At 57.9% G+C, this 26973-nt stretch carries 21 protein-coding genes; 8 read left to right on the forward strand and 13 right to left on the reverse strand.

Translation table 11 applies throughout. The features are described from left to right. Positions 1 to 10 precede the first annotated feature (10 nt). The 7 genes from PVA19_RS12405 to PVA19_RS12435 all read right to left on the reverse strand — a co-directional run bounded on the left by PVA19_RS12405 (position 11) and on the right by PVA19_RS12435 (position 7346). Positions 11 to 1378: an FGGY-family carbohydrate kinase gene (locus PVA19_RS12405; protein WP_274102691.1), complete on the reverse strand. Its 1368-nt coding sequence runs from the start codon at positions 1376 to 1378 to the stop codon at positions 11 to 13. Continuing rightward, a complete protein-coding gene (gene rhaM, locus PVA19_RS12410) occupies positions 1375 to 1698 on the reverse strand; it encodes an L-rhamnose mutarotase (protein ID WP_274102692.1) in 324 nt (107 codons plus the stop codon). The genes PVA19_RS12405 and rhaM overlap by 4 nt, the downstream gene beginning before the upstream one ends. 3 nt (positions 1699 to 1701) lie before the next feature. After that, positions 1702 to 2706, reverse strand: a complete 1005-nt coding sequence (locus PVA19_RS12415) for an ABC transporter permease (RefSeq protein WP_443111639.1) — start codon at positions 2704 to 2706, stop codon at positions 1702 to 1704. 2 nt (positions 2707 to 2708) lie between these two features. Beyond that, positions 2709 to 3710 carry an ABC transporter permease gene (locus PVA19_RS12420; protein ID WP_274102693.1) on the reverse strand — a complete coding sequence of 334 codons (1002 nt, stop codon included), beginning with the start codon at positions 3708 to 3710 and terminating at the stop codon, positions 2709 to 2711. A 12-nt stretch (positions 3711 to 3722) separates the two neighbouring features. After that, positions 3723 to 5252, reverse strand: a complete 1530-nt coding sequence (locus tag PVA19_RS12425) for a sugar ABC transporter ATP-binding protein (protein ID WP_274102931.1) — start codon at positions 5250 to 5252, stop codon at positions 3723 to 3725. 213 nt (positions 5253 to 5465) lie between these two features. After that, the gene (rhaS, locus tag PVA19_RS12430; RefSeq protein WP_274102694.1) at positions 5466 to 6476 is read right to left on the reverse strand and encodes a rhamnose ABC transporter substrate-binding protein; all 1011 of its coding nucleotides are present in this window, start codon (positions 6474 to 6476) and stop codon (positions 5466 to 5468) included. Positions 6477 to 6515: 39 nt separating this feature from the next. Beyond that, positions 6516 to 7346: a DeoR/GlpR family DNA-binding transcription regulator gene (locus PVA19_RS12435; protein WP_062426724.1), complete on the reverse strand. Its 831-nt coding sequence runs from the start codon at positions 7344 to 7346 to the stop codon at positions 6516 to 6518. Positions 7347 to 7545: 199 nt separating this feature from the next. Between PVA19_RS12435 and PVA19_RS12440 the strand changes: the two genes are divergently transcribed. The 8 genes from PVA19_RS12440 to PVA19_RS12475 all read left to right on the forward strand — a co-directional run bounded on the left by PVA19_RS12440 (position 7546) and on the right by PVA19_RS12475 (position 19009). Then, positions 7546 to 9639, forward strand: a complete 2094-nt coding sequence (locus tag PVA19_RS12440; RefSeq protein WP_274102695.1) for a bifunctional rhamnulose-1-phosphate aldolase/short-chain dehydrogenase — start codon at positions 7546 to 7548, stop codon at positions 9637 to 9639. Between the two features lie 157 nt (positions 9640 to 9796). Then, positions 9797 to 11089 carry an L-rhamnose catabolism isomerase gene (gene rhaI / locus PVA19_RS12445; RefSeq protein WP_274102696.1) on the forward strand — a complete coding sequence of 431 codons (1293 nt, stop codon included), beginning with the start codon at positions 9797 to 9799 and terminating at the stop codon, positions 11087 to 11089. A gap of 566 nt (positions 11090 to 11655) precedes the next feature. Then, on the forward strand, positions 11656 to 12735 hold the full coding sequence (locus tag PVA19_RS12450) for a LacI family DNA-binding transcriptional regulator (protein WP_111846418.1): 1080 nt from the start codon (positions 11656 to 11658) through the stop codon (positions 12733 to 12735). A 45-nt stretch (positions 12736 to 12780) separates the two neighbouring features. After that, a complete protein-coding gene (locus PVA19_RS12455; protein ID WP_112359797.1) occupies positions 12781 to 14031 on the forward strand; it encodes an ABC transporter substrate-binding protein in 1251 nt (416 codons plus the stop codon). 65 nt (positions 14032 to 14096) lie between these two features. After that, entirely contained in the window at positions 14097 to 15029 is a 933-nt protein-coding gene (locus tag PVA19_RS12460; protein ID WP_274102697.1) for a carbohydrate ABC transporter permease, read from the forward strand. Positions 15030 to 15043: 14 nt separating this feature from the next. After that, positions 15044 to 15904, forward strand: a complete 861-nt coding sequence (locus PVA19_RS12465; protein WP_062598052.1) for a carbohydrate ABC transporter permease — start codon at positions 15044 to 15046, stop codon at positions 15902 to 15904. A gap of 31 nt (positions 15905 to 15935) precedes the next feature. Beyond that, complete coding sequence (locus tag PVA19_RS12470) at positions 15936 to 17885, forward strand: glycoside hydrolase family 127 protein (protein ID WP_274102698.1); 1950 nt, start codon at positions 15936 to 15938, stop codon at positions 17883 to 17885. After that, positions 17885 to 19009, forward strand: coding sequence for an ABC transporter ATP-binding protein (locus PVA19_RS12475; RefSeq protein ID WP_062426730.1), 1125 nt, complete (start codon positions 17885 to 17887; stop codon positions 19007 to 19009). The genes PVA19_RS12470 and PVA19_RS12475 overlap by 1 nt, the downstream gene beginning before the upstream one ends. A gap of 18 nt (positions 19010 to 19027) precedes the next feature. Here PVA19_RS12475 and PVA19_RS12480 read toward each other — a convergent pair whose 3' ends face one another. The 6 genes from PVA19_RS12480 to PVA19_RS12505 form a co-directional block, all read right to left on the reverse strand. After that, a complete protein-coding gene (locus tag PVA19_RS12480; protein WP_112520375.1) occupies positions 19028 to 19723 on the reverse strand; it encodes an ROK family protein in 696 nt (231 codons plus the stop codon). 18 nt (positions 19724 to 19741) lie between these two features. Beyond that, a complete protein-coding gene (gene zwf, locus PVA19_RS12485) occupies positions 19742 to 21112 on the reverse strand; it encodes a glucose-6-phosphate dehydrogenase (protein WP_274102701.1) in 1371 nt (456 codons plus the stop codon). 16 nt (positions 21113 to 21128) lie between these two features. Continuing rightward, entirely contained in the window at positions 21129 to 22133 is a 1005-nt protein-coding gene (gene gnd, locus PVA19_RS12490) for a phosphogluconate dehydrogenase (NAD(+)-dependent, decarboxylating) (RefSeq protein ID WP_062597962.1), read from the reverse strand. Position 22134: 1 nt separating this feature from the next. Continuing rightward, positions 22135 to 24564 carry a glucan 1,4-alpha-glucosidase gene (locus PVA19_RS12495; protein WP_274102704.1) on the reverse strand — a complete coding sequence of 810 codons (2430 nt, stop codon included), beginning with the start codon at positions 24562 to 24564 and terminating at the stop codon, positions 22135 to 22137. Positions 24565 to 24896: 332 nt separating this feature from the next. Further along, a complete protein-coding gene (locus PVA19_RS12500; RefSeq protein ID WP_274102706.1) occupies positions 24897 to 26267 on the reverse strand; it encodes a sensor histidine kinase in 1371 nt (456 codons plus the stop codon). Next, positions 26264 to 26926 carry a response regulator transcription factor gene (locus PVA19_RS12505; RefSeq protein ID WP_062442305.1) on the reverse strand — a complete coding sequence of 221 codons (663 nt, stop codon included), beginning with the start codon at positions 26924 to 26926 and terminating at the stop codon, positions 26264 to 26266. The genes PVA19_RS12500 and PVA19_RS12505 overlap by 4 nt, the downstream gene beginning before the upstream one ends. Positions 26927 to 26973: the final 47 nt, after the last annotated feature.

Below are 26973 nucleotides of genomic sequence, written 5' to 3' on the forward strand. Positions count from 1 at the left end.
GTGTCGGGTTTCACTCCGCCGTTTCCCGCCACCTTTTGGCGTAGGTGTTCAGGTCCGTAATCTTCTCGGTCACCAGCTCGACAGGAACATTCGATTTCGTGCCGGTGAGAAAGCTGGCGCCAAGCGATGTGCCTGTGTGAGAGGCGGAGGCATACACGTCTCGGCCGGACAGGGTGGAGAGCGCTGCCCGGAAGACTTTGTTTGCGGCGAAGGGGCCTTCCACCACGATCGGCCCGCGTGATCCGATCAGGTCGAGGCAGGTCATGGTCATCAAGGCCTGGTAGAGGCTGGCAGCCGCGCGCCGGCCTTCATCCGTTTGTGGCTCGTTGCGCCAGCCGCCCGTGGCGCCGGGAAACGGGCCGGTGCCGCTGACGACGCTTGGCAGCAGCATCTGGCCTTTGGCTATGACATCTTCTACGGCGATCCATTCCGCGTCCGGTGCAACCTGCTCCAGACCCTTGGTAATGATCTCCCATTCTCGGCCGCCCATGTAACGGGCGGAAGGCACGGGTTTGCCGAATGCGTCGACATTGACCAAGGTGTCGCGGTTCTCATCAAGATCGTCTGCCTGTCCGCCTGCGGCAAAGCACACGACCCACGTGCCGGTCGATACGACCGTGCAAGAAAGGCCAAAGCCGACGAGGTGCGGGAGCAACGACGCATTGGAATCATGGATCCCGCAATAGACAGGAACGGGTGAAGCGAGGCCGAGTTGGCGAGTGATAGTCGGCGTCGTTTCCCCCAGAACGTCGAAGGCAGAGCGGATGGGTGCCATGAGATCGGCAATATCGAGACACGCGACGAGGCTTGAATAGTCGCCTTCAAAGGGGCGCCACAGATCCGTGTGGCAGCCGAGAGAGGTGGCCTCATTCGCAGCGATACCGGTTAAGCGGTGCGCCCAATATTGCGGGTAGGTCAGGATGGTCGAGACGGAGGCGAACGCCTCGGGAAAGCACGCACGCTGATAATGGAGTTGCGCACCGAGATTAAGTCCACCCGTCAGGCGTGGTGAAAAAGTCTCTGCAAACTCCGGGCGGATTGCCTCGTAGGCTTCTACGATCTGACCCGGGAATGTGAACTCGTAATCGAGAACGGGCATCGCCAACTCGCCCGACGCATTCAGGAGTGCTGCACTTGCGCCATGTGTGGTGATCGAGATTGCCTGATAGCCCGGCACATTGTTGAGTTCGGCAAGCCCTTCCTGAATGAACCGCCACAGCGCATCCGTATCATAATGCGGATAGGGTGCGCCGCCTACGACCCTGTTGGCAATCTTGCGTGACGCCAATTCCTTGCCGCTCTCAGCATCGACAACGATCAGTTTGGCATGTGTCTTGCCGATATCGATGACGGCAACGGTCCGGATCGGCTTGCTCATGGGAGATGAAAGACGGTGATGAGATCGGTTGCGACGGGGGAATGATCCGGATTACTCTCCATGATATCGGCCATATGCGCCCACCATTTCTTCATCACGGGATGATCGGGCAGCGCCGCCATGCCGTGGTCTTTCGGACGCGTGAGGACGCCGAAGAGTGTGTTGGTCTCAGGATCGAGGTGGATCGAGTAGTCGGTCACGCCGGCCTCGTGCAGCAGGTCGACGAGCTCCGGCCAAATCTCGTCGTGGCGCTTCTTGTACTCCGCCTGCTTTTCCGCAAAGAGCTTCATCTTGAAGGCGTGTTTTTCAAGCTCTGGCATGATTTACCTCATCGCTTTCAGGCGGCGCACGACGATTGGAATGGCAATGGTGATGATCAGCAGGAGGCCGACAAAGATCGACATGACGATGCCCGGAACGTTGAGAAGACCAAGACCGAAAGTGACGAGCCCCATGACAAAGGCGGCAATCACCACGCCGCCGATCGTGCCCGAGCCGCCGAGGATAGACACACCGCCGAGAACGACCATGGTCACGACCTCCAGCTCCCACCCTTGAGCAATCGACGGGCGCGTGGAGCCGAGCCGCGAGGTGAGGCATACGGCGGCGATGCCGCTCATCAGGCCCGTGAGGAGGAACAGGATGAACTTGACGCGCTCCACGGGCACGCCGGAAAAACGGGCGGCAAATGGATTGTTGCCGATGACATAGACCTGTCGTCCAAAATTCGTCGCATGCAGGAGGATTGCAAAGACGATCGCCATCATCACGAAGAGAACGAATTCGAAGGAGATCACCCAGAAGACATAGCCCTGGCCGAAATAGGCGAAGTCTGCTGGATATTTGCCATAGGCCTGGTCACCCAGCACCATATAGGAAATGCCGCGAAACAGGCTCATCGTGCCGATGGTGACGACGATAGAAGGGAGCTTCAGCCCTGCGACGAGAAAGCCATTGAAAGCGCCGCAGGCAAGGCCGACGCTAATACCGATCGCCACAAGTCCAGGCGTTCCCACACCCATCTGCACGGCATAACCCATTGCGGTCGAGGCGAGTGCGATGATGGCTGCAACCGAAAGGTCGATTTCACCGGCGATGATCAGAAGCGCCATGGCAAAGGCGATCATCGCCTTTTCGGTGAAGTTGAAAGTGGCGTCAGAGAGGTTCCAGGCGTCAAGAAAGTATGGGGAGGCCAGCGAGTTGGCGATGAAGATCAGGATTGCGACGCCAAGCAGCAGAACTTCCCAGCTTGCCATGATGCGGCGGAAAGGCGTGCCGAGCTTGTCAGGAATGATGCGGGGTGACGTCTGCGGTTGGGATTGATCCATGCTCATGCCGCAGCCCCTTTGCTCTGTTCTGTAGCGGCTCTGTCACGCAGGATGATGCGCCCTTTGCGCGCTTCTGCGCGCGCATTGAAGACGACGGCCAATACGATGACGATGCCGGAGATCGCCATCTGCGCGAATGGAGAGATCCCGATCACCGGAAGCGCGTTCTTGATGACGCCGAGGAAGATCGCGCCAAGCACGGCGCCAAGCACCGAGCCGATGCCCCCTGCAATCGAGATGCCGCCGATCACATTTGCCGCGACGCTGTCCAGTTCGAACCCTTGAGCAATATCCACATAGGCGACGGCGTAACGCGACACCCATAGATAGCTCGCAAGTCCGGCAAGCGCGCCGGAGAGGACGAAGGCGAGGAAGCGCGTGTGGCCGACATCGATGCCGGCATAGATCGCGGCACTCGGGTTTCCGCCGGAAGCATAGGCGGAACGACCAAAGGCGGTTCGCTTGAGAATGATCCATGCAGCGATGATAACGAGGATCGCGACCCAGGACAGAACCGGCATGCCGAGGATGGACGTGCGGGGCACGTTGAGAAATGTCGGAGACATCTGGTGCGCGTTGACCCAAGCGCCGCCCGACAGAACAAAGGCCATGCCGCGATAGATGGTGAGGGTACCAAGTGTCACCACGATTGAAGGAAGGCCAAGCCACCACACGAGAATACCGTTGATCGAACCGAGCAGTGCACCAATTCCAACAGCCATTGCGACGAGGAGGGGAAGCGGCACATCGGGGAATGCGGCATTGGTCATCGCCACTGCCATTCCGGTAAAGGCGAGATTGGCTGCCACCGACAGATCGATCGACTTGGTGAGGATGACCGTCATCTGCCCCAGCGCCAGAATGATCAGGATCGACGTATCGTTGAAGATGTTCACGAGATTGGCAGGGCGCTCAAAGCCCGGCGACCGTAATGAGAAGCCGATGATGAGAAGAATAATGATGCCGGCCAGCAGCCATTCGCGGTTCTTCAGAAGTGTCTTCATGCGCATTTCCTCTCACGCATTTCCGGTGGCGGCGCGCACCAGCTTTTCCGGCGAGAATTCCGCCCGCTCGAACCGGCCTGCCACCAAACCCTCGCGCATCACGATCGCGCGGTCGGACATGCCGAGAATTTCCGGCAGTTCGGATGAGATCATGATGATGGACAGACCTTCCGCCGCCAGTTCGCTGATGAAACCATGGACCGCAGCTTTCGAGCCGATATCGATACCCTTTGTCGGCTCGTCCAGAATGATGACCCGCGGCTTTGTCGCCAGCCACTTGCCGATCACGACCTTCTGTTGGTTGCCGCCAGACAACGTTCCTACGGGCACGGAAAGTGCCGCCGCACGCAGATCAAGGCGCGTTGCATATGTGCGCGCCAATGCGAATTCGTTTGCAGCTTTCAGGAAACCCTTGCGCGATGTGTGGGAGAGAGAGGGCAGGGACATGTTCTGGTAGATCGGCATTTCCAGTGCCAGACCATGACGCCCCCGCTCTTCCGGCACATAGGCGATCCCGGCCCGAATTGCGTCTTCCGGTGAGTGGATCGTTACCGCCTTGCCGTTCAGCTTCAGTGTTCCGGATGCGGGCCGGGTCATGCCAAAAAGGGACTGGCAGAACTCTGACCGTCCGGCGCCGATCAGACCATAGAGCCCGAGAATTTCGCCCTGTCGCAAATCGAAGGAGATGCCGCGAAACTCCGTCTCGTGGCAGTAATCCTCCACCGACAGCACGGTGCCGCCAATGTTCACGGCCTGCTTGGGGAAGGCGTCCTTTACATCGCGGCCGACCATCAACCGGACAATCTCGTCCTGGGGCGTGGCAGTCAGCTTGCCCGCGCCGACCATGCGTCCGTCGCGAAAGACGGCATAATTCTCCGCAATTTCATAGACTTCGTCGAACTTGTGGCTGATGAACAGGATCGCCTTGCCCTGCCGCTTCAGGTTCTCGACGATGCGGAAAAGATCGTCGATTTCCTTGCGTGATAAAGCTGCCGTCGGCTCGTCCATAATGACGATGCGCGCCTCGACCGAAAGTGCACGGGCAATTGCGACCAGATGGCGCTGTGCAATGGAGAGATCCTTCAGCCGGATTGTGGGGTCGATCTTGCTTTCCAGCCGCTCCAAGAGGGCGCGGGATTTATCATTGATCGTTTTCCAATCGATCAGCCCGAAGCGGCCCTTCGGCGCATGCCCGAGAAAGATGTTCTCGCCAACCGAAAGCTCGTCGAACAGAACGGTTTCCTGATGAATGGCAGTGACGCCTGCATCGATTGCATCCTGCGCGCTTTGAAAATGAACCGGTGTGCCGTCCAGCAGGATTTCGCCCTCATTGGGGCGATAAATACCGGTCAGGATTTTCACCAGCGTGGATTTACCCGCGCCATTTTCTCCGATGAGTGCCGTCACCTGGCCGGAATAGAGCTGGATGTCGACATTATCCAGTGCCTTCACGCCTGGAAAAATCTGACTGATGCCGCGCATTTCCAGAACGGGGTTTGAGCGGTCCTCTTGTCGTGCGTAAAGCGCCGCCGTTTCGGTCATTGTCTCTACCGCCATTTTTTTCTTACGAACCTGCGTGCTCTTTATCGAGCAGAAGAAGGAAAGCCTTCACTCGACGGCATCCTGATGCGTTTGCCGATGAAACCATCCGGCAAGCATGATCGATGCTTGGTTCAAGCTCGACGATGACGTCGACTGAGGGAATGTTGGAAACATCTCCCGGCGGCTGTTGTCGCCGGGAGATGAAGTCGAAGATCAGAAAATCTTGGAGAACTGATCGATGTTCTTCGCGTCATAGACGAACGGATCGGCCATTGCGGCTTCGCTGTTTTCGCCGACCTTGATCTTGCCCATGCGGCCGGCTTCGATTTCCGAGCCCGGCTTGCCGTCGGCATCACCCTTGACGAGGTGGTAGGCGATCTGGGTCGCAGAATAGCCCAGGTCGATCGGATTCCAGATGGCGAATTCCTTCGTCGCACCGGACTTGATGGCGCCGGCCATTTCAGACGGAAGGCCAAGGCCCGTGACATAGACCTGACCGATCTTGCCAGCATCCTTCACAGCCTGAGACGCCGCCAGGACGCCAACGGTCGTCGGGGCAACGATCACCTTGACGTTCGGCTGAGAGGTCAGGAGACCTTGCGCTTCACGGTAGCTCTTGTCGGCCAAGTCGTCGCCGTAGACGGTGCTGACCAGGTTGAGGCCGGGGAAGTCCTTCAGCTGCTTCTTCATCTCCTCGATCCAGATATTCTGGTTCGTGGAGGTGGTTGTGGCCGAAAGGATGGCGAAGTCGCCCTTGCCGCCTTCGAGATGATCAGCGGCAAGCTGCAGGCACATTTTGCCGATCAGCGCATTGGAGGACGGGTTGAGCTGCAGAATGCGGCCCGCCGGTGCGACACCCGAATCCCAGGAGATAACCTTGATGCCGCGCTGTGCGGCCTTCTTCAGTGCCGGAACCACGGCGTCCGGATCGTTTGCCGAGATCGCAATCGCATCGACGCCCTGGGCGATCAGCGAATTGATGACCTCGATCTGGCCTTCCGCGGTTGTCGTTGTCGGACCGGTATAGATGATCTCGACGCCGCCAAGTTCCTTGGCTGCTTCCTGCGCACCCTTATTGGCAGCCTCGAAGAAGCCATTGCCGAGCGACTTGACCACGAGCGCGATTTTCATGTCTTTCGCCTGGGCGACGCTGCCGATACCGGCAACACTAAGCGCTACACCGAGCGCAAGCGCGCGGGTGAGTTTTCTGCGTGTAAGTTTCATTCCCTTTTCCTCCCGTTAAAACCTTCCCTTCGGCGCTCCTCAAGCAACCGAAGCGGAATCCTCCTCTGTTGGCGGTTTGTCCTCCGCCTGCGCGGCCGCCGCTCCGGCGATGACCAGCGTCACTCCCGCGGCCTCCACCATGCGTGCGGCCTCGTCTGAAATGTCTTCGTCGGTGATGATCGTCGAAACCGTATCCAGGGGTGTCAGGATAAGGCTGGAGCGTTTGCGAAACTTGGAGGAGTCGACCATGACGATCAGCTCTTCTGCCTGCCGCATCAGCTTCTGTTCGCTCTGGATCACCATTGCGTCGGATTCCATGATGCCAAGCGCGCCCACTCCCTGTGCTCCGATGAAGATGCGCCGCGCATAGAAATTGCGGATCGCGTCATTTTCGAAAGGAGACAGGATGAGGCTCTGGTCGCGATAGATCGCGCCACCGGGTACGCTGACATTGCATTTCGAGTGCTTCACCAGATGCTCAGCAATGGCGAAAGAGTTGGTCATTACCTGCAGACGCCGGGCCGACATGAAATGCACCATCTGGAAGGTGGTCGTACCGCCATTGATAATGATGGCGTCACCTTCCTCGCACAAATCGACGGCCTTGCGTGCAATTGCGCGTTTCTTATCGATATTGACCGATTCCGAGACGCGAAAGGGACGTGCGGCCAGGTTGCCGAGCTGTGGCGGATGCACCGCCTCGGCTCCGCCGCGCACACGGCGCAGTTTCCCCTGTACGTGAAGAGATGCGATATCACGCCTGATCGTTGCCTCGGACGCATCGGTCAGTTCGGCAATGTCCTGCACCGTCACCACAGGCTTTTCCTGAATGGCGCTCAAGATGATGCGATGGCGTTCGCTCTCGTACATGGGGTCCTCCTGACCGCAATCTTTCGTAAACTTCGATTGTTGTCAATCAAGTTCGATCAAAAATATCAATGTTGCGGCGCACAATGAAAATTTATGATCGTTTGTGATTGACAGGGTGCTTTTAGATGCGCGATATCTGCTCTCAATGGGAGGCGAGTTCACCTGGGACTCGCAATAATTGCCGTGGGAGGATACTGCGATGGGACAATCCCGTCTTCTCGAAAATCGCTGGGACGACGCTTACGCAGCAACGCTGGACGAGCCGGGGAAGCTGCTCTATCGCTCCAACCTTCTGGGCGCCGACAAACGGATCACCAATTACGGTGGTGGCAACACCTCTGCCAAAGTCTGGGAAACCGACCCGCTCACCGGCAACAAGGTCCGCGTCATGTGGGTCAAGGGATCTGGCGGCGATGTCGGTACCATCAAGCTAGACGGCTTCGCCACCCTCTATATGGAAAAGCTTGAAGCGCTCAAGGGCATCTATCGCGGTGTGGAAGACGAAGACCGCATGGTCGGTTTTCTTCCCCATTGCACATTCAATCTCAACCCGCGCGCGGCCTCCATCGACACGCCACTGCACGGTTTCGTGCCCTTCGATCATGTCGATCACATGCATCCGGACGCAATCATTGCCATTGCCGCTTCGAAGAATTCACGGGAACTGACGAAAGACGTGTTCGGCAGTGAGATTGGCTGGCTGCCTTGGCGCCGCCCGGGCTTCCAGCTCGGTCTCGACCTTGAAGCCTTCGTCAAGGCAAACCCCGATGCCAAGGGCGTTGTGTTGGAAAGCCATGGTCTCTTCACCTGGGATAACGATGCCAAGGCCTGTTACGAGCTGACGCTTGCGATCATCAACAAGGCGATTGAATGGTTTGCGGCCAAGACTGAAGGCAAGACTATTTTTGGCGGTGCCGTCGCCAATACCTTGCCCAGGGAAGATCGCCGGGCAATTGCTGCGCGGCTGATGCCCGAAATTCGCGGACGCATCGGGAAAGACGAGCGCAAGCTTGGTCATTTCGACGATCAGGATGCCGTATTGGAGTTCGTCAACTCGAAGGAATTGAAGCCGCTCGGCGCGCTTGGCACATCCTGCCCTGACCACTTTCTGCGCACCAAGATCCGTCCCCTGATCCTCGATCTGGATACGTCGAAACCGGATGTTGACGCATTGCTTGCGGGCCTCGATCAGGCGCTTGAAGACTACCGCACCGACTACACCCGATACTACGAGAGCTGCAAGCACGCCAATTCGCCGAAGATGCGTGATCCTAACCCGGTCATCTTCCTCATTCCCGGCGTCGGCATGTTCTCTTTCGCCAAGGACAAGGCAACGGCGCGTATCGCAGGTGAGTTCTACGTCAACGCCATCAATGTGATGCGCGGTGCATCGGCGGTGTCGGAGTATCAAGGTCTGCCGGAACAGGAGGCCTTCGACATCGAATATTGGCTGCTGGAGGAAGCGAAGCTTCAGCGCATGCCGAAGCCGAAGAGCCTTGCCGGGCGGGTTGCATTCATTACCGGTGGTGCAGGAGGTATCGGACGCGCTACAGCGGAGCGGCTGGCAAGCGAGGGCGCTTGCGTCGTGCTTGCCGATATTGATGAGGCCGCACTCGGAAACACAAAGGGTGATTTCGAAAAGAGGTTCAGCGCGGATGCTGTCCGCACCGTCAAGCTCGATGTCACCCAGGAAGACGCCGTCCTTCGTGCGTTTTCCGAGGCGAGCGCCGAGTTTGGCGGCATTGATATCCTCGTTTCCAATGCGGGCATTGCGTCATCTGCACCGGTCGAAGACACCACGCTTGCCATGTGGAACAAGAATATCGACATTCTGGCGACGGGCTATTTCCTCGTGTCGCGGGAAGCCTTCCGCCTGTTCCGACGTCAGAAGCTCGGCGGCAATGTCGTCTTCGTCGCATCCAAAAACGGCCTGGCGTCTTCGCCCAATGCATCTGCCTATTGCACTGCGAAGGCTGCTGAGATCCATCTCGCTCGTTGCCTGGCCCTTGAAGGTGCCGATGCCGGTATTCGCGTCAACACCGTCAATCCCGATGCGGTTCTGCGCGGCTCCAAGATATGGAACGGTGAGTGGCGCGAACAGCGCGCGGCATCCTCCAAAATCGAAGTGGACGATCTTGAGGAACATTACCGCAAGCGTTCCATGCTGAAGCTAAACGTCTTCCCGGAAGATATTGCCGAAGCAATCTTCTTCTTGGCGTCAGACGCATCTGCCAAGTCGACGGGGAATATCATCAACGTCGACGCCGGCAACGCGCAGAGCTTCACACGCTGAGGCACAAACCGCCCGTGCGTTCAGCCGTGGGCGGTTTGCAGGTCAGGTGCTCGTGATTGCAAAATGAGAAAGATCGCCACGATCAAGCCCTTCTTCCGCTCACGATGAGTTGGTTACAGAACGGCTTGAAGAGGACGTGGTGCAGAGGGAGGATGACATGACGGAATTGAGAATTGCGGCGGATCTGGTCGATTGCGAGAATGAAAAGCGCGCAAAGGCGCATGAAGCAGACTATGCGGCCCTCGGTGAACATCTGTCACGCCGCAACATCGATATCGATGCGATCACGGCCAAGGTTGCCGCGTTCCATGTGGCCGTCCCATCCTGGGGTGTTGGAACCGGCGGCACACGCTTTGCCCGCTTTCCGGGCCTCGGCGAGCCACGCGGTATTTTCGACAAGCTGGACGACTGCGCTGTCATCAACCAGCTAACGGCTGCCACGCCCACTGTCTCTCTTCATATTCCGTGGGATAAGGAAGATTCTGCAAGGCTGAAGGCACACGCCGACGCGCTCGGCCTTGGCTTCGACGCTATGAATTCCAACACCTTTTCGGATGCTGCAGATCAGCAGCATTCCTACAAATACGGCTCCTTGAGCCATACGGATGCTGCAACGCGCAAACAGGCGGTCGATCACAACATCGAATGCATCGAGATCGGAAAGGCACTCGGCTCCAAAGCCTTGACGGTCTGGATCGGGGATGGCTCCAATTTCCCTGGGCAGAGCAACTTTACCAAAAGCTTCGAGCGCTACCTCGCCGGTATGGCGGATATCTATAAGGCACTGCCGGATGATTGGCGGCTGTTCTCCGAACACAAGATGTACGAGCCAGCTTTCTACTCCACCGTTGTACAGGACTGGGGCACCAATTACCTGATCGCCAACACGCTCGGTGAGAAGGCTTTCTGCCTCGTCGATCTTGGTCATCACGCACCCAACACCAACATCGAAATGATCGTCGCTCGCTTGATCCAGTTCGGCAAGCTTGGCGGCTTCCACTTCAACGACAGCAAATATGGCGATGACGATCTTGATGCCGGCGCCATCGAGCCGTATCGCCTTTTCCTCGTTTTCAACGAATTGGTGGATGCAGAGTACCGCGGCGTGAAGCAGTTCCATCCTGCGCATATGATCGACCAGTCGCATAACGTCACCGACCCGATCGAAAGCCTGATTTCCAGCGCCAACGAAATCCGCCGGGCCTACGCACAGGCATTGCTTGTCGATCGCCCCGCGCTTGAAAATTTCCAGCAGGAAAACGACGCACTGATGGCGTCGGACACGCTGAAGCGCGCCTATCGCACGGATGTCGAGGCCATTCTTGCGCAAGCCCGCAAAAAGGCTGGTGCGGCAATAGATCCAATCGCAACTTACCGAGCCAGCGGCTATCGCAAGCAGGTCGCGGCTGAGCGCCCTTCACAGCGTGGCGGCTCGGGCGGGATCGTCTAAGAAGCAGCAGAAACCTGTGTCGTTTGTTCGGATAAGGCAAGCCGGACAACCCGTGAACAAAACGTGGTTCAGCCGGTTAGACAACGGTTGCTGGCCGATGTGTCAGCGGCACGTCGTGCCGCTTACGAGCGAGATTGCAAGAGCGATCTGCAGATAACCGCAGGAGATCCCAATAACATTGCTGGCGTTCTTATCAAGCAGATGGTGCTGTCGGCGATACTGGGGTTCTAAGCTTCGGAGCTAGATACGCTTCTTCATGAAGCGCCGATTGCGAGCAAGTTATCTGAGCTTGTAACAGCAACGACGCCACTTATCGACGACAAGCCACTGCCATCGCACCGCCCGCAAAACCCGCACGGCGTTGCGGTATTGCCGCATTACGCAGTGGCTTACTCTGCAGCATTTCGGCTCTATATCGATAATTGCCGTCAGCTCGCGAAAGCAGATCCCCCACCTCACCGTTATTCTGACGCCTGCCAAAGCATGACGCATCACAAATAATCTCGCTTGACAGGGAAAACGTTTTCCCTATTTTGAGAAAACGTTTTCTCATTAGGTTCTCTTCGATGATCGAGAGTGGAATAGGCGCAGTAGCTGACGTATTGGCGGACGGACAGGATGCCTCTTTGCGCGTCACCATCAAGGATGTTGCTGCGGCAGCTGGCGTGTCGATTTCTACGGCATCCAAGGCATTGAATGAGCGCGGCCGAATGTCTGGAGAAACGCGCGAACGCATTCAGGCCGTCGCACAAAAGATGGGATTTCGTCCAAACGCCATGGCACGCGCGCTTGTCGGGCAGCGATCTTTCACCCTCGGCCTTCTAACCAACGATACATATGGCCGCTTCACCTTGCCGATTGCCGCAGGCCTTTCCGTCGCGATGGCGGATCGCGGAGTGTCGGTTTTCCTTTGCGCCATTGATGACGATCCGGAACGTGTTCGTTCCAATATTGAAGCGATGGAAGATAAGCGTGTCGATGGTTTGGTGGTATCCGGCAAGCGCGTTGACCGAGTTCTACCAGTGGATCTTCCCACTGTGCATATGCCGGTTGTGTATGTGAACGCTGCGTGTCCCGACGGTGCGATCGGCTTTGTTCCGGACGATGAGGGTGGTGCTTACGCAGCTGTCTCTCATCTCGTCGAGCTGGGTCGCCGGCGTATCGCACATATCACCGGCCCCAGGAGCTTCAGTGCCGTCGGCCTGAGAGAGCAAGGCTGGGAACGAGCATTATCCGAGGCAGCGCTCCCCTGCTTCGAGGAAGCGCTGTCCGGCGAATGGTCCGAAAGATTCGGATATGAAGCCGGGCAGCGCTTCGTAACCATGGCGAGCGCCGATCGACCAGATGCCGTCTTCTGCGGCAATGACCAGATCGCGCGAGGTCTTATCGATGCACTAACCCTGTCCGGCATTCGCGTTCCGCAAGACATCGCTGTCGTCGGCTTCGATAATTGGGAGATCTTTGCCGCAGCGACGCGGCCTCCGCTAACGACGGTCGATATGGCTCTCAAGGAGCTTGGCCGTCAGGCGGGAATAACTTTGCTTGATTTGATCGACGGGAAGCCGGTGGAGGCCGGTCAACGTCGGCTCGCCTGCCGCCTGATGGTCCGGGAGTCATGCGGAGCGTCTATCAGCAGTTCTGATTGAGAATTCAACAGCGCCGGATCGGCGCATTTCGGGAGGAGAATGGACATGAGACATTGGATATTTGGGTTGAGCGGTCTTGTGGCTGCCGCACTTGCCTTGCCCGCAACAGTCAACGCCGAGAATTTTTCGCTGTGGACCCGCTCCGACAGCTCGACCTTCATGCCGAAGCTCGTCGATGCATTCAACGCCAGTCAGAAAGAACACCACGCGGACTTGCAGATCGTTCCCGTAAACGAACTGGTCCAGAAATACGCCGTTGCGACCGCGGGCGGCACCGCGCCGGATGCCCTCTCCCTCGACCTGATCTACACCCCGGCTTTCGCTGCGGCAGGACAATTGGAGGACCTCACTGATTTCGCAAAATCGCTCCCCTATTTCAACGCGTTGTCGAAGGCGCACATCTCGGTCGGAACCTATCAGGATCATATCTATGGTCTGCCGTTCTCGGCTGATGGCTCCGTTCTCATCTGGAACAAGAAGTTATTCAAACAGGCGGGTTTGGATCCCGAAAAGGGACCGAAAACATGGGCGGAAATTCGCTCCGCAGCCGAGAAGGTCAATGCGCTGGGAGGCGACATCAAGGGCTTTTACTTTTCCGGTAATTGCGGCGGCTGCAACATCTTCACCTTCACGCCTCTGATCTGGGCGTCCGGCGCAGATATCTTCTCGGCAGATGGCCGTCAGGTCACGCTCGATACGCCGCAAATGCGCGACGCTATCGCGTTCTATCAGGGCATGGTGCGTGACAAGCTCGTCCCTGCCGGTGCGCAGACCGATACCGGCTCGAATTTTTTCGCAGCCTTCGCTACGGGCAAGATCGGCATCACGCCGTCAGGCTCCTTCGCGATCGGCGCTCTTGCAACACAAAGTCCCGACCTTGAATATGGCGTGACGCCGCTTCCTGGCAAGGACGGCGGTTCCTCTTCCTTCGCAGGAGGCGACAACTTCGTGGTGTCGAAAGGCACAAAGAAAATGGAAGCGGTGAAGGCGTTCCTGCAATTCTCCTATTCGCTGGAAGGTCAGAAACTTCTCGCGCGCAATGGTTCGCTGCCAATCCGCAGTGACATCGCCAAGGACGCCCTCGAGGGTCTGGATTCCCGCTACCTCATTGCCGCCGAAGCGATGGCGAAAGGCAAGACGCCTTACACGACCGTTTTCAACGATCTGTTCAACTCTGCCAACGGGCCATGGATCACCATGTTGAACACGGCATTCTTCGGAACGCCGGACTCCATCGAGCCGGCCATCCAGACGGCCCAAAGCACCATGCAGTCCATCGTTGACACCGCCCCTTAATCGCAGCGGACGATCAAGAGGCGGAGGTTTCCTCCGCCTCGTTAATGCCATTGGAGGAAACATTCATGTCGGACCAAATAGCGGCGCCTGCTAGAGGTGCGCCGAACGCTCATCTGCGCCCTCGGCGCAAGCGTCGCCGCGACTGGAAGGGTCTGCTTTACGTTGCGCCTGCGCTTGCACTTGTGCTGGTGTTCTTCCTATTGCCGCTTTGCATGACGGCGTGGATGTCGCTTCACAACTGGCCGCTCCTGGGGTTGCCCCGTTGGATTGGATTTGGAAACTACAAGGCTCTCTGGAACGATAGAAACTTCTGGAACGCGCTTGCCTTCACCATCCGCTACACCATCGCTGCGACGATCGGACTTCTGGCTCTCGGTCTATCGCTGGCTCTGCTGGTAGAAAAGGACCGGCCCTTCTCAGGCGTCTACCGCACAGCCTTCTTCATGCCGGTGGTCATCGGTTTTGCCTCGGCAAGTCTATTATGGAGCTGGCTTTCCAATGTCGATACCGGCCTTTTTTCGCCTCTGGCCGAAGAGCTGGGATTGACTCAAGGTCGCGTCAACCTGCTCGCCACATTCACGCCAGCCTTCTGGTCCGTCACCGCGATGGTGCTGTGGAAAATGGCCGGCTTCTACATGGTCATCTTGATGAGCGGCCTGCAGGCCATCCCCACCGATTTCATCGAAGCAGCTCGAATTGATGGTGCCAATGCCTTTCAGAGGTTCCGCTTCATCGTCGTGCCGCTCTTGCGTCGGCCTTTCGCACTGGCGCTCATCCTATGCGTCTCGGGCTCAATGCTGGCTTTCGATCAATTCTACATCATCCTAGCAGGAGGACCACAGAACAGCACGGTAACAGCAGTCTACTGGATTTTCAGTCAGTCATTTGTTTCCTTCCGCCTCGGTTACGGTGCAGCGCTTTCCATGGTGCTGCTGGTGATCCTGCTCGTGCTGAGTGCCATCCAGCTCAGGCTCTTGCGTGAGGACGAACCAAGATGACGGTGCTAGACGCAATGACAACGAAGCCTGCTTATCGCCGCAGGGCGGGCCAGACGAGGCTCTACAAAATCCTATTCCATGTGACCTGCATTCTGATCGCGCTGCTCTTTCTCGCGCCTATCGTGCTTGTTTTGATTGCGTCTTTCCACGCCCAACCATCCGCAGGAAGCGGCTTGTTTTCCTTAAGTGGGCTTTGCCTGTGCAGTTATCAAAGACTGGAAGATTTCGGTTCGGGTATACTGCACTATGCGGGCAACAGCCTTTTCGTGGCGGCGGGAACGGCAATCCTCACGATTTTGATCTCGGTCTTCGCCGGTTACGGCTTTTCCAGGTTCCGTTTTCCACTGAAGTCACTTGCTTTCCTGCTGGTCCTCTCGACCATGATGGTACCGTTTCAGTCGATTTTGACGCCACTTTTCTTGATTTTGGCGAAGCTCGGCCTGCAGAATACGCTGAGCGGCCTCGTTCTGATCTATGTCACCCTCCAACTGCCTTTCTCAGTCTTCATGATGCGCAACGCTTTCGACGCCGTGCCAAAAGAGATCGAGGAGGCGGCACGCGTCGATGGCGTCAAGGGCCTACGTTCGCTCATTTACGTGTCAGGACCGCTCGTCCTTCCCGGCATCGTCTCGGTTGGCATCTTTGCCTTTCTCAATGCTTGGAACGAGTTTCTTGCCGCGCTTGTCTTTCTCACGGATCAGGATCGCTACACGCTTCCCGTTCTCGTTACTGCCGTACGATCAGGTCACTATGGCTCGGTCGATTGGGGCGCCGTGCAAGCCGGCGTCACCGTAATGATGATCCCTTGCCTCCTACTCTTTGTCACCTTGCAGCGCTTTTACATCCGCGGCCTGACGGCCGGCGCGGTGAAGTGAGCCTCCTCTCAATTCCTCGAAGGAAACCAACATGAACACTTCAGTTTCACGCGCCGACAATACATCCGCCAATTCGCTCTTCCGCCCACCGGCAGTGGACCGGGTTCGCGTGGGAGGGTTCTTCGGCCCGCGCATCCAGACGATTGCTGACAAGACGGCTCACACATTGCTCGATCGATGCATAGAGGCGGGCATGCTGGATCAGGTGGACCCAGACCGACCTAATCCCGGTCTGCGCATCCCGTACCAACAGGGGAATGACACAGTTAGCACGCAAATGTTCTGGGATTCAGACTTCGGCAAGAGTATCGAGGCTGCCGCCTATACGCTGTTGTACAAACCAGATGCCGCACTCGAAGCCCGCATTGATGAGATTGTGGAGGCCTATGGCAGGCTACAGGACAGCAATGGCTATCTTAATTCGTGGTATCAGCGTATCGAGCCGGGCAAGCGCTGGACCAATCTGCGCGATTGCCATGAACTCTACAATGCCGGCCACCTCATGGAAGGTGCCGTTGCCTATTTTTATGCTACCGGTAAACGCAGATTCCTGGATATTCTGGCGCGTTACGCGGATCATATTGGGGACGTCTTCGGTCCGGGTGAGGGACAAAAGCCCGGATATTGCGGGCACCCGGAAATCGAACTGGCATTGATCAAGCTCGGACGTGCCACCGGCGAGCAACGCTATATCGATCTTGCACGCTTCTTCGTAGACGAACGTGGGCAGCGGCCCGGCGGAGAACACTATTACGACCGTGAAGCGCGAGAGCGTGGCAAAGATCCCTCGGACTATCATTTTGGAACATATGAATACTCCCAGAGTCATGAGCCGGTGCGCAATCAGCGTCACGTGGTGGGCCATGCGGTTCGTGCTGCCTACCTCTATTCCGGCATGGCCGATGTTTCCACGGAATATGGCGACGACAGCCTGAAACCGGCGCTCGAGGCCATATGGGGTCATCTCACCCGCAAGAACATGTATGTCACGGGAGGCTTCGGCCCTTCGGCACACAATGAAGGGCTCACCTTCGACTATGATCTGCCAAATGAGACGGCCTACGCCGAGACCTGTGCCGCAGTTGCTCTGGTCTTCTGGGCCAATCGCATGCTCGGCCTTGGCCCTGATCGCGCCTACGCGGATGTTATGGAGCGGGCTCTCTACAATGGCGCCCTCGTCGGCCTGTCGCTCGACGGCACTCAGTTCTTCTATGACAACCCCTTGGAAAGCCGCGGCGCGCACCACCGCTGGAATTGGCACCGGTGCCCTTGCTGCCCTCCCAACATCGCGAGGCTCGTCTCTTCTGTTGGCACCTACATGTACGGAGAGGCAGATGACGAAATTGCGGTCCATCTTTACTGCGATAGCGCGGCCGATCTGCAAGTGGCAGGGCAACCAATCAATATCCGGCAGGAAACGATTTACCCCCTCGGCGGCAATATTCGGCTGACATTGAAGCCGGAAGAGGCGATGCAGTTCACGTTGGCCTTGCGGGTTCCCGGCTGGACGCCAAACGCGACTATCCGTGTCAACGGTCAACCGGTCGAGATCGCCGCCATCGAAGATAAAGGATATGCAAGGCTCAATCGCCTTTGGCAGGCTGGCGACGTCGTTGAACTGGACTTGGAAATGCCGGTACAGGAGGTACAAGCCCATCCAAAGGTCGGTAACGACCAGGGACGGGTGGCGCTTCAGCGCGGGCCACTCGTTTACTGCCTGGAAGGTGTCGACAATGGCGACGATTTAAATTCCGTGTTGCTGCGTCCAGAAAGCGCGTTCCACTGCGAGGCGGTGGAAGAGCTTGGTGGCGTTCCGGCCTTGGTGACCGACGGGGTTCGAGAAAGCACCGGCGACGATCAGCTTTATTCCATCGCTGCGCCGCGGCGGCAGGAGGTGGAGATCCGCGCAGTGCCCTATCATCTTTGGGACAACCGTGCGCCCGGCGAAATGCTGGTCTGGATCCGCAAGGAGGGCTTGTGATGAATGTGAACAATACGCAACCGGCCGCCGCGGCTTCAGTCCGCACAAGCGGGGTCGAACTGAAGGGGGTCTCCAAGAGCTTCGGCGCGGTGGATGTCATACATGATATCGACCTGAAAATTGCCGCAGGCGAATTCGTGGTCTTTGTCGGCCCATCCGGTTGTGGAAAGTCGACACTTCTGCGGCTGATCGCAGGCCTCGAGGATACCAGCCAGGGAGAGATTCTCATTGGCGGGCGGGATGTGACGGAAGCCGATCCCTCAGACCGCGGCATCGCCATGGTGTTTCAGTCCTATGCGCTTTATCCGCACATGACCGTGGCGCAGAACATGGGGTTCGGCCTTAAAATGGCGCATCGCCCGAAAGACGAAGTTCAACGATTGGTTCAGGGCGCGGCTGAGGTTCTGCATCTTACGCCTCTGCTCGATCGGCGACCGGGTCAGCTATCCGGTGGCCAGCGCCAGCGTGTGGCTATCGGCCGCGCCATCGTCCGTAATCCTGAAGTCTTTCTGTTCGACGAGCCCTTGTCAAACTTGGACGCGGAGCTCCGCGTCGGCATGCGCATTGAGATTGCCAAGCTCCACAAGCAGCTCGGCAACACGATGATCTACGTCACGCATGATCAGACCGAAGCCATGACACTTGCGGACAAGATCGTCGTCCTGAGATCTGGTCGTATCGAACAGGTGGGATCTCCCTTCGATCTCTATCACGATCCGGATAATCTCTTCGTTGCTGGCTTCATCGGTAGCCCGAAGATGAATATCATCAGTGCCAAGTTCGAGGAGGGGGCGCTAGTCATTGGTGAGCAGCGCATGCCAACTTCGGTTCCTCAAGCCTTGCCAGCTCGAGGCGAGTTGCAGCTCGGAATCCGACCTGAACATATACGGCCTGCTCGAACTGGCGAGCCTGCGCTCGAAATGACGGTTGACTTTACCGAGTTTCTCGGGGGCGCCACTTACCTCTATGGACATCTTGGCCGTGGCCTCCCGCTTGTCGTCCAGGGCGGAACCGGTCCGGTGGCAAATATCGGTCAAACGATCTCCGTATCATTCGATCCTGACGACGCTAGATTCTTCGATAAGCAGGGGCTTCGCATTCGCGCGAGCAGCGGCCACATTTGATCTGAAACCGCCTTTGAGTCAGGCGATGAGCTTCTTGTCCCTCCAAAGGCGAAAACCGCCTTCGAAGGCAAGGGTATTGTCGCCTTTACGACACTTGGGCGGCAGTGAATCGAGTTTCTCCACATTGCCGCCACCGATGACCACATAGTCCGGCTCAAGGGCGTCAGTCAGAGCTTCGACCACGTCGAAGACCCGCTTCTGCCACTTCTTGTGGCCCTTCTTCTCGCGGTAGGCTTCGCTGACGTAATGCTCGTAGCTCTTGCGCTTGCGATAGGGCAGGTGGGCGATCTCCATCGGCTGCGCGACGTTTTCCACGATCATCGCCGCTCCAAGCCCGGTGCCGAGGCCAAGAAACAGCATACGGCCACCTTTATAGGAGCCGATCGCCTGCATCATGGCGTCGTTGACGATGCGAACGGGATGACCAAAGGCTGCCTCGTAGTCGAACCCAACCCAGCCATCGCCAAGGTTTGCAGGGTCGCGAAGCGGCTTGTTATGAACAACGGGGCCGGGATAACCCATCGAGATGACGTCGTATTTCATGCCCTTCGCCATGGCCTTCACGGCCTCGACCATGTCGGAGGCGGTCATGGTCTTTCCGCTTTCCGCCTTCTTTTCCTCACCACCTGCGCTGGAAAGGATTTTGACGTGGCTGCCGCCGATATCGATGGACAGGACAACGCGATCTTTGGTCTCTGAAATATCTTGTGTCATATATATTTTCTCCAATGGTCAGGCGGGGTCCACCCAGCCTCCAGGCGGCGCGAAATTCTCCATCTCGGTTGGTCCCCATGTCCCCGGCTTGTAAGTCGGTGGAATGGTCTTGTCGTCCAGGATCGGCTCGACAATCTTCCATGCCAATTCCGCGGCATCCTGCCGGGTGAACAGTTGCCGATCACCGGCCATGGCGTCGCCGATCAACCGCTCATATGGGGCCATGTCGCCGATGCCGTCATCAAGCGCCGTGAGTTCGACCGCCTCACCCTTCATTTTTTCGCCGGCCGCCTTGCGGCGCGCTCCCACGCCGATGGAGATATCCGGGCCGAGGCGGAAGCGGATGTAGTTGGCCGGTGTATCAGTAACGTCATCGAAGAGCGCCACGGGAGGGCGCTTGAAGCGGACGACCACTTCGGTGGCGTGGGCGGGCAGGTTCTTGCCGGCGCGTATGAAGAACGGCACCCCATTCCAGCGCCACGTCGCAACCCGGAAGCGAACGGCAGCGAAGGTTTCCGTCGGCGATGACGGGGCCACGCCGGGCTCGTCGGTATAGCCTTCGAACTGGCCGCGCACCACGTCTTCTTTCGACAGCGGCGGCATGGCTTTCAGCACCTGCACCTTCTCGTCCACGAGATCGTCGGAGGCACCCGACGCCGGCGGCTCCATGGTGAGGAGCAGGAGGACGTTGACGAGATGGTTCTGGATCACATCGCGGATGCAGCCCACTTCGTCATAAAATTTGCCTCGCCCTTTAATGCCGAAATCCTCGGCCATGGTGATCTGCACGCTCTCCACATGATCTCGGTTCCAGACGGGCTCAAGGAAGCTGTTGGCAAAGCGAAAATACAGAAGATTCTGAATGGCTTCCTTGCCGAGGAAGTGGTCGATGCGAAAAATCGCATCTTCCTCGAACACCTTGTGCAGCACGTCGTTCAGCTTCTTGGCCGAAGCAAGGTCGCGCCCAAACGGCTTTTCCACCATAAGCCGGGCGTTCTTGGCGATGCCGGCCTGATCAAGACCATCGGCGACTGTCTCGAACAGGGACGGAGGGATTGCGAGATAATAAAGCGGGTTTTGATGTCCTGCCAGCGCCTGCTTCAGTTTGTCAAATGTCGACTGGCTGCGGTAATCGCCGGAGACGTAGGACAACTTTTCCGCCATCTTTGAGAAAGCAGCCTCATCGATGGTGTCAACGTGTTTCGACACAGCGTCTTTGGCACGCGCGATCAGCTGATCGCGCGTCCAGTCGTCAAAGGCCACGCCGATGATGGGCGTGTTGAGTGCGCCGCGCTTCACCATCGCATAGAGCGAGGGAAAGATCATCTTGTGCGCGAGATCACCGGTGGCACCGAACACCACCAATACGTCGGACTGTTCCTGTGCCATGGCTTTTTTTCCCGCCTTACTTGGCTTTTTCCAGATGGCCGCCAAAGGCGTGGCGCATGGCCGATAGCACCTTGCCAGCAAACTGTGCCTCACCGCGCGAGGAAAAGCGTTCAAAGAGCGCCGAGGCGAGAACCGGGGCGGGTACACCCGTTTCTACGGCGGCCTGCAACGTCCAACGGCCTTCGCCGGAATCCGATACGCGGCCGTCATAGTGTTCGAGATGCGGATCCTGTTTCAGAGCCTCAGCCGTCAGATCCAGCAGCCATGAACCAATGACCGAACCGTGTCTCCAAACTTCTGTCACAGCGGGCAGATCGACATCGAAACGATAATATTGTGGATTGGCGAGCGGCGCCGTTTCTGCATCGACCTCGCGCTCGCTATTCCCGGCGTTGGCGGCTTTCAGGATGTTCAAGCCTTCGGCATAAGCTGCCATGACTCCATATTCGATGCCGTTATGCACCATCTTGACGAAGTGGCCGGCGCCGGCCGGACCGCAATGAAGATAGCCTCTTGGAGCTGTGCCGGTTTCCGGATCCTCCGCAATGTTCTGCCCGGCACCCGGTGCGAGAGAAGCAAAGATCGGATCGAGACGCTGTACGGCGGCCTTCGGGCCCCCGATCATCAGCGAGTAACCACGCTCCAGGCCCCAGACGCCACCCGATGTCCCGACGTCGATGAAGTCGATGCCCAACGGTGCGAACTCCGCGGAGAGATTGATCGCCTCATGATAAAGCGAGTTGCCGCCATCGATAATGGCGTCTCCGTTCTCGAGCTTTGAAGCAAAATCCCGCGCGATCTTCGGGGTGATGGCTGCCGGCAGCATCAGCCACACGGCGCGCGGCTTTTCGAGTTTGGAGATGAGATCCTCAGCCGAGGAAGCGCCCTTCGCGCCTTCTTTGACGAGCGCCGCGACATTGTCCGCATTAACGTCGAAGACGACGCAGTCATGACCCTGTTTGAGGAGGCGGCGAACCATGTTGGCGCCCATACGGCCGAGGCCTACCATTGCAATTTGCATCTCATTCTCCATTTTCGATGCGGGCTGAATCACCTGATTCATCCACGACGTGAACGGTAAAGTTGGTGTTTTCCCACGTTCCGCTGTCTGGCCAATAGAAGGTAAAGACAATCGTTTTTCCTGCGTCTTCATGCTGGACAGGCAGGTCGGCGCAATAGGTGCCAAGTCCCGATGGTACCATTGGCGTATCGGAAGTGCTGACCCAGTCGTCCGCGCTCCAATGCACCAACGCGTTCGTCTCGGTTTCCAGTCGAAGCATCTTGCCAACGGGGACCGATGACAGGCGGTTGTTGAAACGCCAGATGCGTAACTGCGACCCTGTCTTGTTCTTGATGTAGCGCTCGACGCCCTGTGGCGGCATATCGAACACGGTGCCATCCTTCAGCGATCGCAGAAGCTTGATATGCTCGGAGTGGGCCCAGACGAGTGGCATGGCGCTCCCCGACGGGCGACCGAGAAAGAGCTCCTTCTCGGGCAGATCCGGTCCATCCCAGACCTGCTCAGGGAAAAGCCCGCCATAGCCCGCCGATTTCTCGAGCGTTCCCAGAAGCGCTTCGGCGGCTTCACGCCGGCCTGCAGCAAGTTCGTAATGCGCGCGTTCGCCAGCCAATAGCGGCCAAGGCCGGCCCTTGCCTGTACCATCGAAGGGGGCGCCATCTTCATGCTCGCCATAGCCATCGCCGGTGTAGCGATACCAGAGCGATCCCTGTGGCAGATCGGCGCGCAGGCTGTGATCGATGGCTTGGATGGTGTCGAGAATATGCGGATCGTCGGGCGCGCGCAGGCCGAAACGGACGAGAGCCAAGGCATCCGGACTGAGCACGTCGGCTGTCGGCAACAGTGCCCGGTCGGGCGTCTGATTGCGGATTTCCGTGTTGCCTGAGGCTCTTGCCTCATCCGTCGTGCCTAGCGGCGCGATGCGGACATAATGACCTGAGATTCCAAGGGCTTCGCAGAAATTTTTCTCGCCGGCAAAGGTCCATTGTTCGATCTGTTCGTTCCAGCAGTCAGCGGTTTCGCGCAGATGATTGGCAGCCACATCGTCGCCGTCAAGCGAGAGCAAATCGGCCGCTGCAAGCAGCGCGGCGATTTCGACGGCAAGAGTGAAGGGACTATAGCCTGCATCCTCTTCCCACCGATCCTCGCAGGTTGTGGGACCGTTTGTCAGGATGTAGTTCGCCGCGTTTCGCACCATTGGCATGAAGCGCTTCTGTGCCTTGGCATCAAGATGACCCAGCCGTCGCAGCATGTCGGTGAGCAGGATAGGAAAGGCGCACTCATCCATCTGTATGCCTGGCCAATAGGGTTTCCCATCGAGCCATAGATTCTGCGGCCAGCGACCGGAAGGCTGTTGAACATGGCGCAGATAGTCGAGGATTGCGATCGCTTCCTCCGCATCACCTGCTGCCAGAAATCCGCCAGCCGTCTCTACCAGATCACGGGGCCAGACGAGATGGTAGCCGCCAAGGTCGTCATCGCCTTTGGAGAAGCCCCACGGAATGGAGAGGCTGGCAACCACGGCGCCCGCCCGATCCGCTGCCCTGTGCGAGGCGAGAACGGCGGTTGATACGCGGTAGGCATTCACGCCGGCCTGCTCCTGGCGATCCAGCGGGATGAGCTTTTGCTGCCAGGCCTGCCAGTTGGCAACATAGTGCTGTTGTGCCTTTTCAAACCCGTCCTTGAGGCTGCCCGCTGCTGCTGCGGCTGCCTCGAATTCCGTTTGACCGAAACCGATGGCCATCGTCGCTTCCTGGCACGCACCGGTGAAATCGATCTCACCTGCCAGTGCCACGTTGCCGTCATCGGCACGCTGGTATTGATCGGCAATGCGCCCATGTTGTTTCAACTGCCGCCAGCCATCCGAAACGCCGACAAAACCTGCGCTGACAGCGCGCCATGGCGTGTCGGAGATGAGCGCCAGATAACGTGAGCGGCCGGTGGCGAACAGCACGGCCTTGTCCTCGAACTCGCTAATCCATGCCGAGTTCAGTTGTCCGGCATTGACCAGATGGGGAGCGAGCAGGGCGGTGACCCTGTAGTCACCCACCTCGCCCTTGAGTGCCGTGAAGCGGACACGCTGCAGCACGCAGGCACGAGACGGATCTGTCACCACCTGCTTCTCGATCCTATAGCGCCCATCTCGCGCGGTGTTGATGATGGAGAAGGCAGGAATCCCAGGGGCGATTGTCCTGGTTTCGGTTTCGCAATCGCGCTTTTCCTCGGAAAAGTAACCGTCATTGCCGGTGACGACGAAACCGAAATCGCGTGTGCAGGCGCTGTCGACGCGGGGATAGTAAATTTCGTTGAGAACGCCGTGGCTCAAGGTGAACCAGACACGCGAATGTTTGGAGAGTGCGGTGCCAATGCCGTTTTTAGCACTTGATGTCCAGCGCGCGTCGATGCCGGGCGCTCCAGGAGCAGCGTCCACCATTTTGCTCAAATGAGGTGTGCCGGTATCTGACTTGCTTTTCGTTGTCGGGATGGAAGGTTCAGGAAGGGAACTCGTCATTTCAAGAATGCCTTGATGCGCTGCAAAATGAATAGCTTAAGTTCAAAACAAGAGAGGATCGGCTGTCACCCCAACCGGAATATTTCAGTTCATACTCAGATACCACAATGGTACTTGGCAACTTACATTTTCGTAATTGTTAAACAAACTTCGATGCTTCTGTCGCCTTATCCAGCGCAGTTGTCGTCGAAGCCTTTCAAATCCATGCGAACAACGAGATTGACCAGCTTTCGGTTGCACCGGTGGAAAATTTCTTATGACGATCCAGTTCGGGAGACCGGAAGCGTTACAATGGCCTGAAAACCGTTTTTGCTGTTCTGGAGCGTAACAGTACCGCCATAGAGTTCGACAATTTCCTTTGATATCCCCAAACCGAAGCCGCTGCCCTGTACACTCTCATCCAGCCGCATACCCGGCTGGAAAGCCTCGTTGATCCTGTCTTCGGCAATGCCCGGGCCGTCGTCGGTAATCGTGATCGCGACAAGGCCGCCTGTTCGCGTGGAAGTGACTGTTACGGCGGTAGAAGCCCATTTGAACGCATTGTCCAGCAGGTTGCCAAGAATTTCGTCCACGTCCTCCGGATCGCAGCGAATGCCCGCGCGGTCCTCGACTTCGCAACGAACCGACAAAGCCTTGTCGCGATAAATGTTCGAGAGAACGAGGATGAGGTCGTCGAGACGGGGGCGAAGCAAGACGTGCCGATCGGAAGGCTGCCCTGCCGTGGACTTTCGCGCGTCGGCAAGATGATGCCGGATTCGACGATCGATACGCAGGACGAGATTTCTCAAGCCGCCACTCGCGTCGTTGTCGTCGTTCAATCCAAGCGTCAGGCTGGCGACGGGCGTTTTCAGCCCGTGCGCCATATTGGCAAAATGGATCCGCGCCTCCTCAAGTCGCCTTTCGTTCAACGCGATCAGCCGGTTGATCTCTGTCGCGACGGGCTTCAACTCTTCGACTTCTCCCTCGGGCAGAGTTGAGCGATTGCCGGCTGATACCTCTGCGATATCGGTCGTCAGGCGCTTGAGCGGCTTGAGGCCGAACCGCACCTGTAGATACGTTCCGATGAGGAGAGTTATACCGAGCAGCGCCATAGCCGGCACGAGCCACATGAGGGACCGGAACGCCGGATCGGTCAACGCAGCCTCAGGCGCAGACGCCGTGATCTGCACCAGCTGGCCGTCAATGCGTGTCGACAGGGTGCGCGTGTAAAGCCCGCGTCCATTGCCGTCTTCCGTCTCACCTGGCCGCGGTCGTGCCGACGCAAGATCGCGCCAATCCGCCTGGCGACCGCCGGGTTTGAGTGCGCGACGCTCCAGAGAACGGGACGACAGCGTCGATGTCTCTGATCTCACCTGCCAGTACCATCCGGAATTCGGTCGATCAAAGGGCGGTCCGTCCAGTTGAGAAGCCATTGTCAACTGGCCGTTTTCACTGACGGTCAAGCTGCTGCGCACACCTTCGATCTGGGTATCCAGTCGCTGATCAATCTGCTCGCGGACGACTCCGGCAACGATGAACCAGAGAATAACGGATGCAAGGAGAATAGCACCCGCCACAAAGGCGGCGGAGAACGCCGTCAGGCGTCCAGCAATCGAGGTGGGGCGGGAAAGGCACGGCCATCTCATGATGCGGCCGTCATCATGTAACCCCTGCCACGCACGGTTTCGATATATTCGGCGCCGATCTTCCGGCGCAGTCTTGCGACGATGACTTCGATGGAGTTGGAATCCACTTCGGCGTCGCCATCATAGACGCGCTCCATCAACTCGCTCCGGTCCACGATGATCTCCTTGCGCAAGATCAGGCAGGAGAGCACACGCCACTCCAGTGCGGTGAGCTTCAAGGGAACGCCGTCCTTCTCGAATGTTCCAAGCTGGGCGTTGAAGGTAATCGATCCACAGGTCACAGTCGCGCTGGCATGGTTGTTGGCGCGCCGAACCAAAGCGCGCAGTCGCAACACCAGTTCCTCGACCTTGAAAGGTTTGGTGAGAAAGTCATCGGCTCCCGCTTTGAAGCTCGCCACCTTGTCTGGCCAGCCGTCTCTTGCCGTCAGTACGAGTACGGGAAACGTCTTGCCTGCATCTCGCCAGGAGGCAAGCACCGAAACGCCATCGATCTTGGGGAGGCCGAGATCGAGAACCGCGACATCGAAGGCTTCTGTCAGGCCCGCGTGCTGACCGTCTTCGCCATTGCGTGCGACATCGACCACGAAGTTTTCGTTTCTGAGACTGCCGGCAATGCGGCCTGCAAGGTCGGTATCGTCTTCGACAAGAAGAACACGCATGAGGGAATTCTACTCCGTGGGATCGGGCTTTCTTATGGTGTTGGACG

This window comes from Agrobacterium sp. CNPSo 3708, from assembly GCF_028674915.1.
Lineage (GTDB): Bacteria > Pseudomonadota > Alphaproteobacteria > Rhizobiales > Rhizobiaceae > Agrobacterium > Agrobacterium cavarae.

What these genes read in the sequence shown, in the direction of transcription:
- PVA19_RS12405 (WP_274102691.1), bottom strand. Translation starts at nt 1,378, where the DNA reads ATGAGCAAGCCGATCCGGACCGTTGCCGTCATCGATATCGGCAAGACA.
- rhaM (WP_274102692.1), bottom strand. Translation starts at nt 1,698, where the DNA reads ATGCCAGAGCTTGAAAAACACGCCTTCAAGATGAAGCTCTTTGCGGAA.
- PVA19_RS12415 (WP_443111639.1), bottom strand. Translation starts at nt 2,706, where the DNA reads ATGGATCAATCCCAACCGCAGACGTCACCCCGCATCATTCCTGACAAG.
- PVA19_RS12420 (WP_274102693.1), bottom strand. Translation starts at nt 3,710, where the DNA reads ATGAAGACACTTCTGAAGAACCGCGAATGGCTGCTGGCCGGCATCATT.
- PVA19_RS12425 (WP_274102931.1), bottom strand. Translation starts at nt 5,252, where the DNA reads ATGACCGAAACGGCGGCGCTTTACGCACGACAAGAGGACCGCTCAAAC.
- rhaS (WP_274102694.1), bottom strand. Translation starts at nt 6,476, where the DNA reads ATGAAACTTACACGCAGAAAACTCACCCGCGCGCTTGCGCTCGGTGTA.
- PVA19_RS12435 (WP_062426724.1), bottom strand. Translation starts at nt 7,346, where the DNA reads ATGTACGAGAGCGAACGCCATCGCATCATCTTGAGCGCCATTCAGGAA.
- PVA19_RS12440 (WP_274102695.1), top strand. Translation starts at nt 7,546, where the DNA reads ATGGGACAATCCCGTCTTCTCGAAAATCGCTGGGACGACGCTTACGCA.
- rhaI (WP_274102696.1), top strand. Translation starts at nt 9,797, where the DNA reads ATGACGGAATTGAGAATTGCGGCGGATCTGGTCGATTGCGAGAATGAA.
- PVA19_RS12450 (WP_111846418.1), top strand. Translation starts at nt 11,656, where the DNA reads ATGATCGAGAGTGGAATAGGCGCAGTAGCTGACGTATTGGCGGACGGA.
- PVA19_RS12455 (WP_112359797.1), top strand. Translation starts at nt 12,781, where the DNA reads ATGAGACATTGGATATTTGGGTTGAGCGGTCTTGTGGCTGCCGCACTT.
- PVA19_RS12460 (WP_274102697.1), top strand. Translation starts at nt 14,097, where the DNA reads ATGTCGGACCAAATAGCGGCGCCTGCTAGAGGTGCGCCGAACGCTCAT.
- PVA19_RS12465 (WP_062598052.1), top strand. Translation starts at nt 15,044, where the DNA reads ATGACAACGAAGCCTGCTTATCGCCGCAGGGCGGGCCAGACGAGGCTC.
- PVA19_RS12470 (WP_274102698.1), top strand. Translation starts at nt 15,936, where the DNA reads ATGAACACTTCAGTTTCACGCGCCGACAATACATCCGCCAATTCGCTC.
- PVA19_RS12475 (WP_062426730.1), top strand. Translation starts at nt 17,885, where the DNA reads ATGAATGTGAACAATACGCAACCGGCCGCCGCGGCTTCAGTCCGCACA.
- PVA19_RS12480 (WP_112520375.1), bottom strand. Translation starts at nt 19,723, where the DNA reads ATGACACAAGATATTTCAGAGACCAAAGATCGCGTTGTCCTGTCCATC.
- zwf (WP_274102701.1), bottom strand. Translation starts at nt 21,112, where the DNA reads ATGGCACAGGAACAGTCCGACGTATTGGTGGTGTTCGGTGCCACCGGT.
- gnd (WP_062597962.1), bottom strand. Translation starts at nt 22,133, where the DNA reads ATGCAAATTGCAATGGTAGGCCTCGGCCGTATGGGCGCCAACATGGTT.
- PVA19_RS12495 (WP_274102704.1), bottom strand. Translation starts at nt 24,564, where the DNA reads ATGGTGGACGCTGCTCCTGGAGCGCCCGGCATCGACGCGCGCTGGACA.
- PVA19_RS12500 (WP_274102706.1), bottom strand. Translation starts at nt 26,267, where the DNA reads ATGAGATGGCCGTGCCTTTCCCGCCCCACCTCGATTGCTGGACGCCTG.
- PVA19_RS12505 (WP_062442305.1), bottom strand. Translation starts at nt 26,926, where the DNA reads ATGCGTGTTCTTCTTGTCGAAGACGATACCGACCTTGCAGGCCGCATT.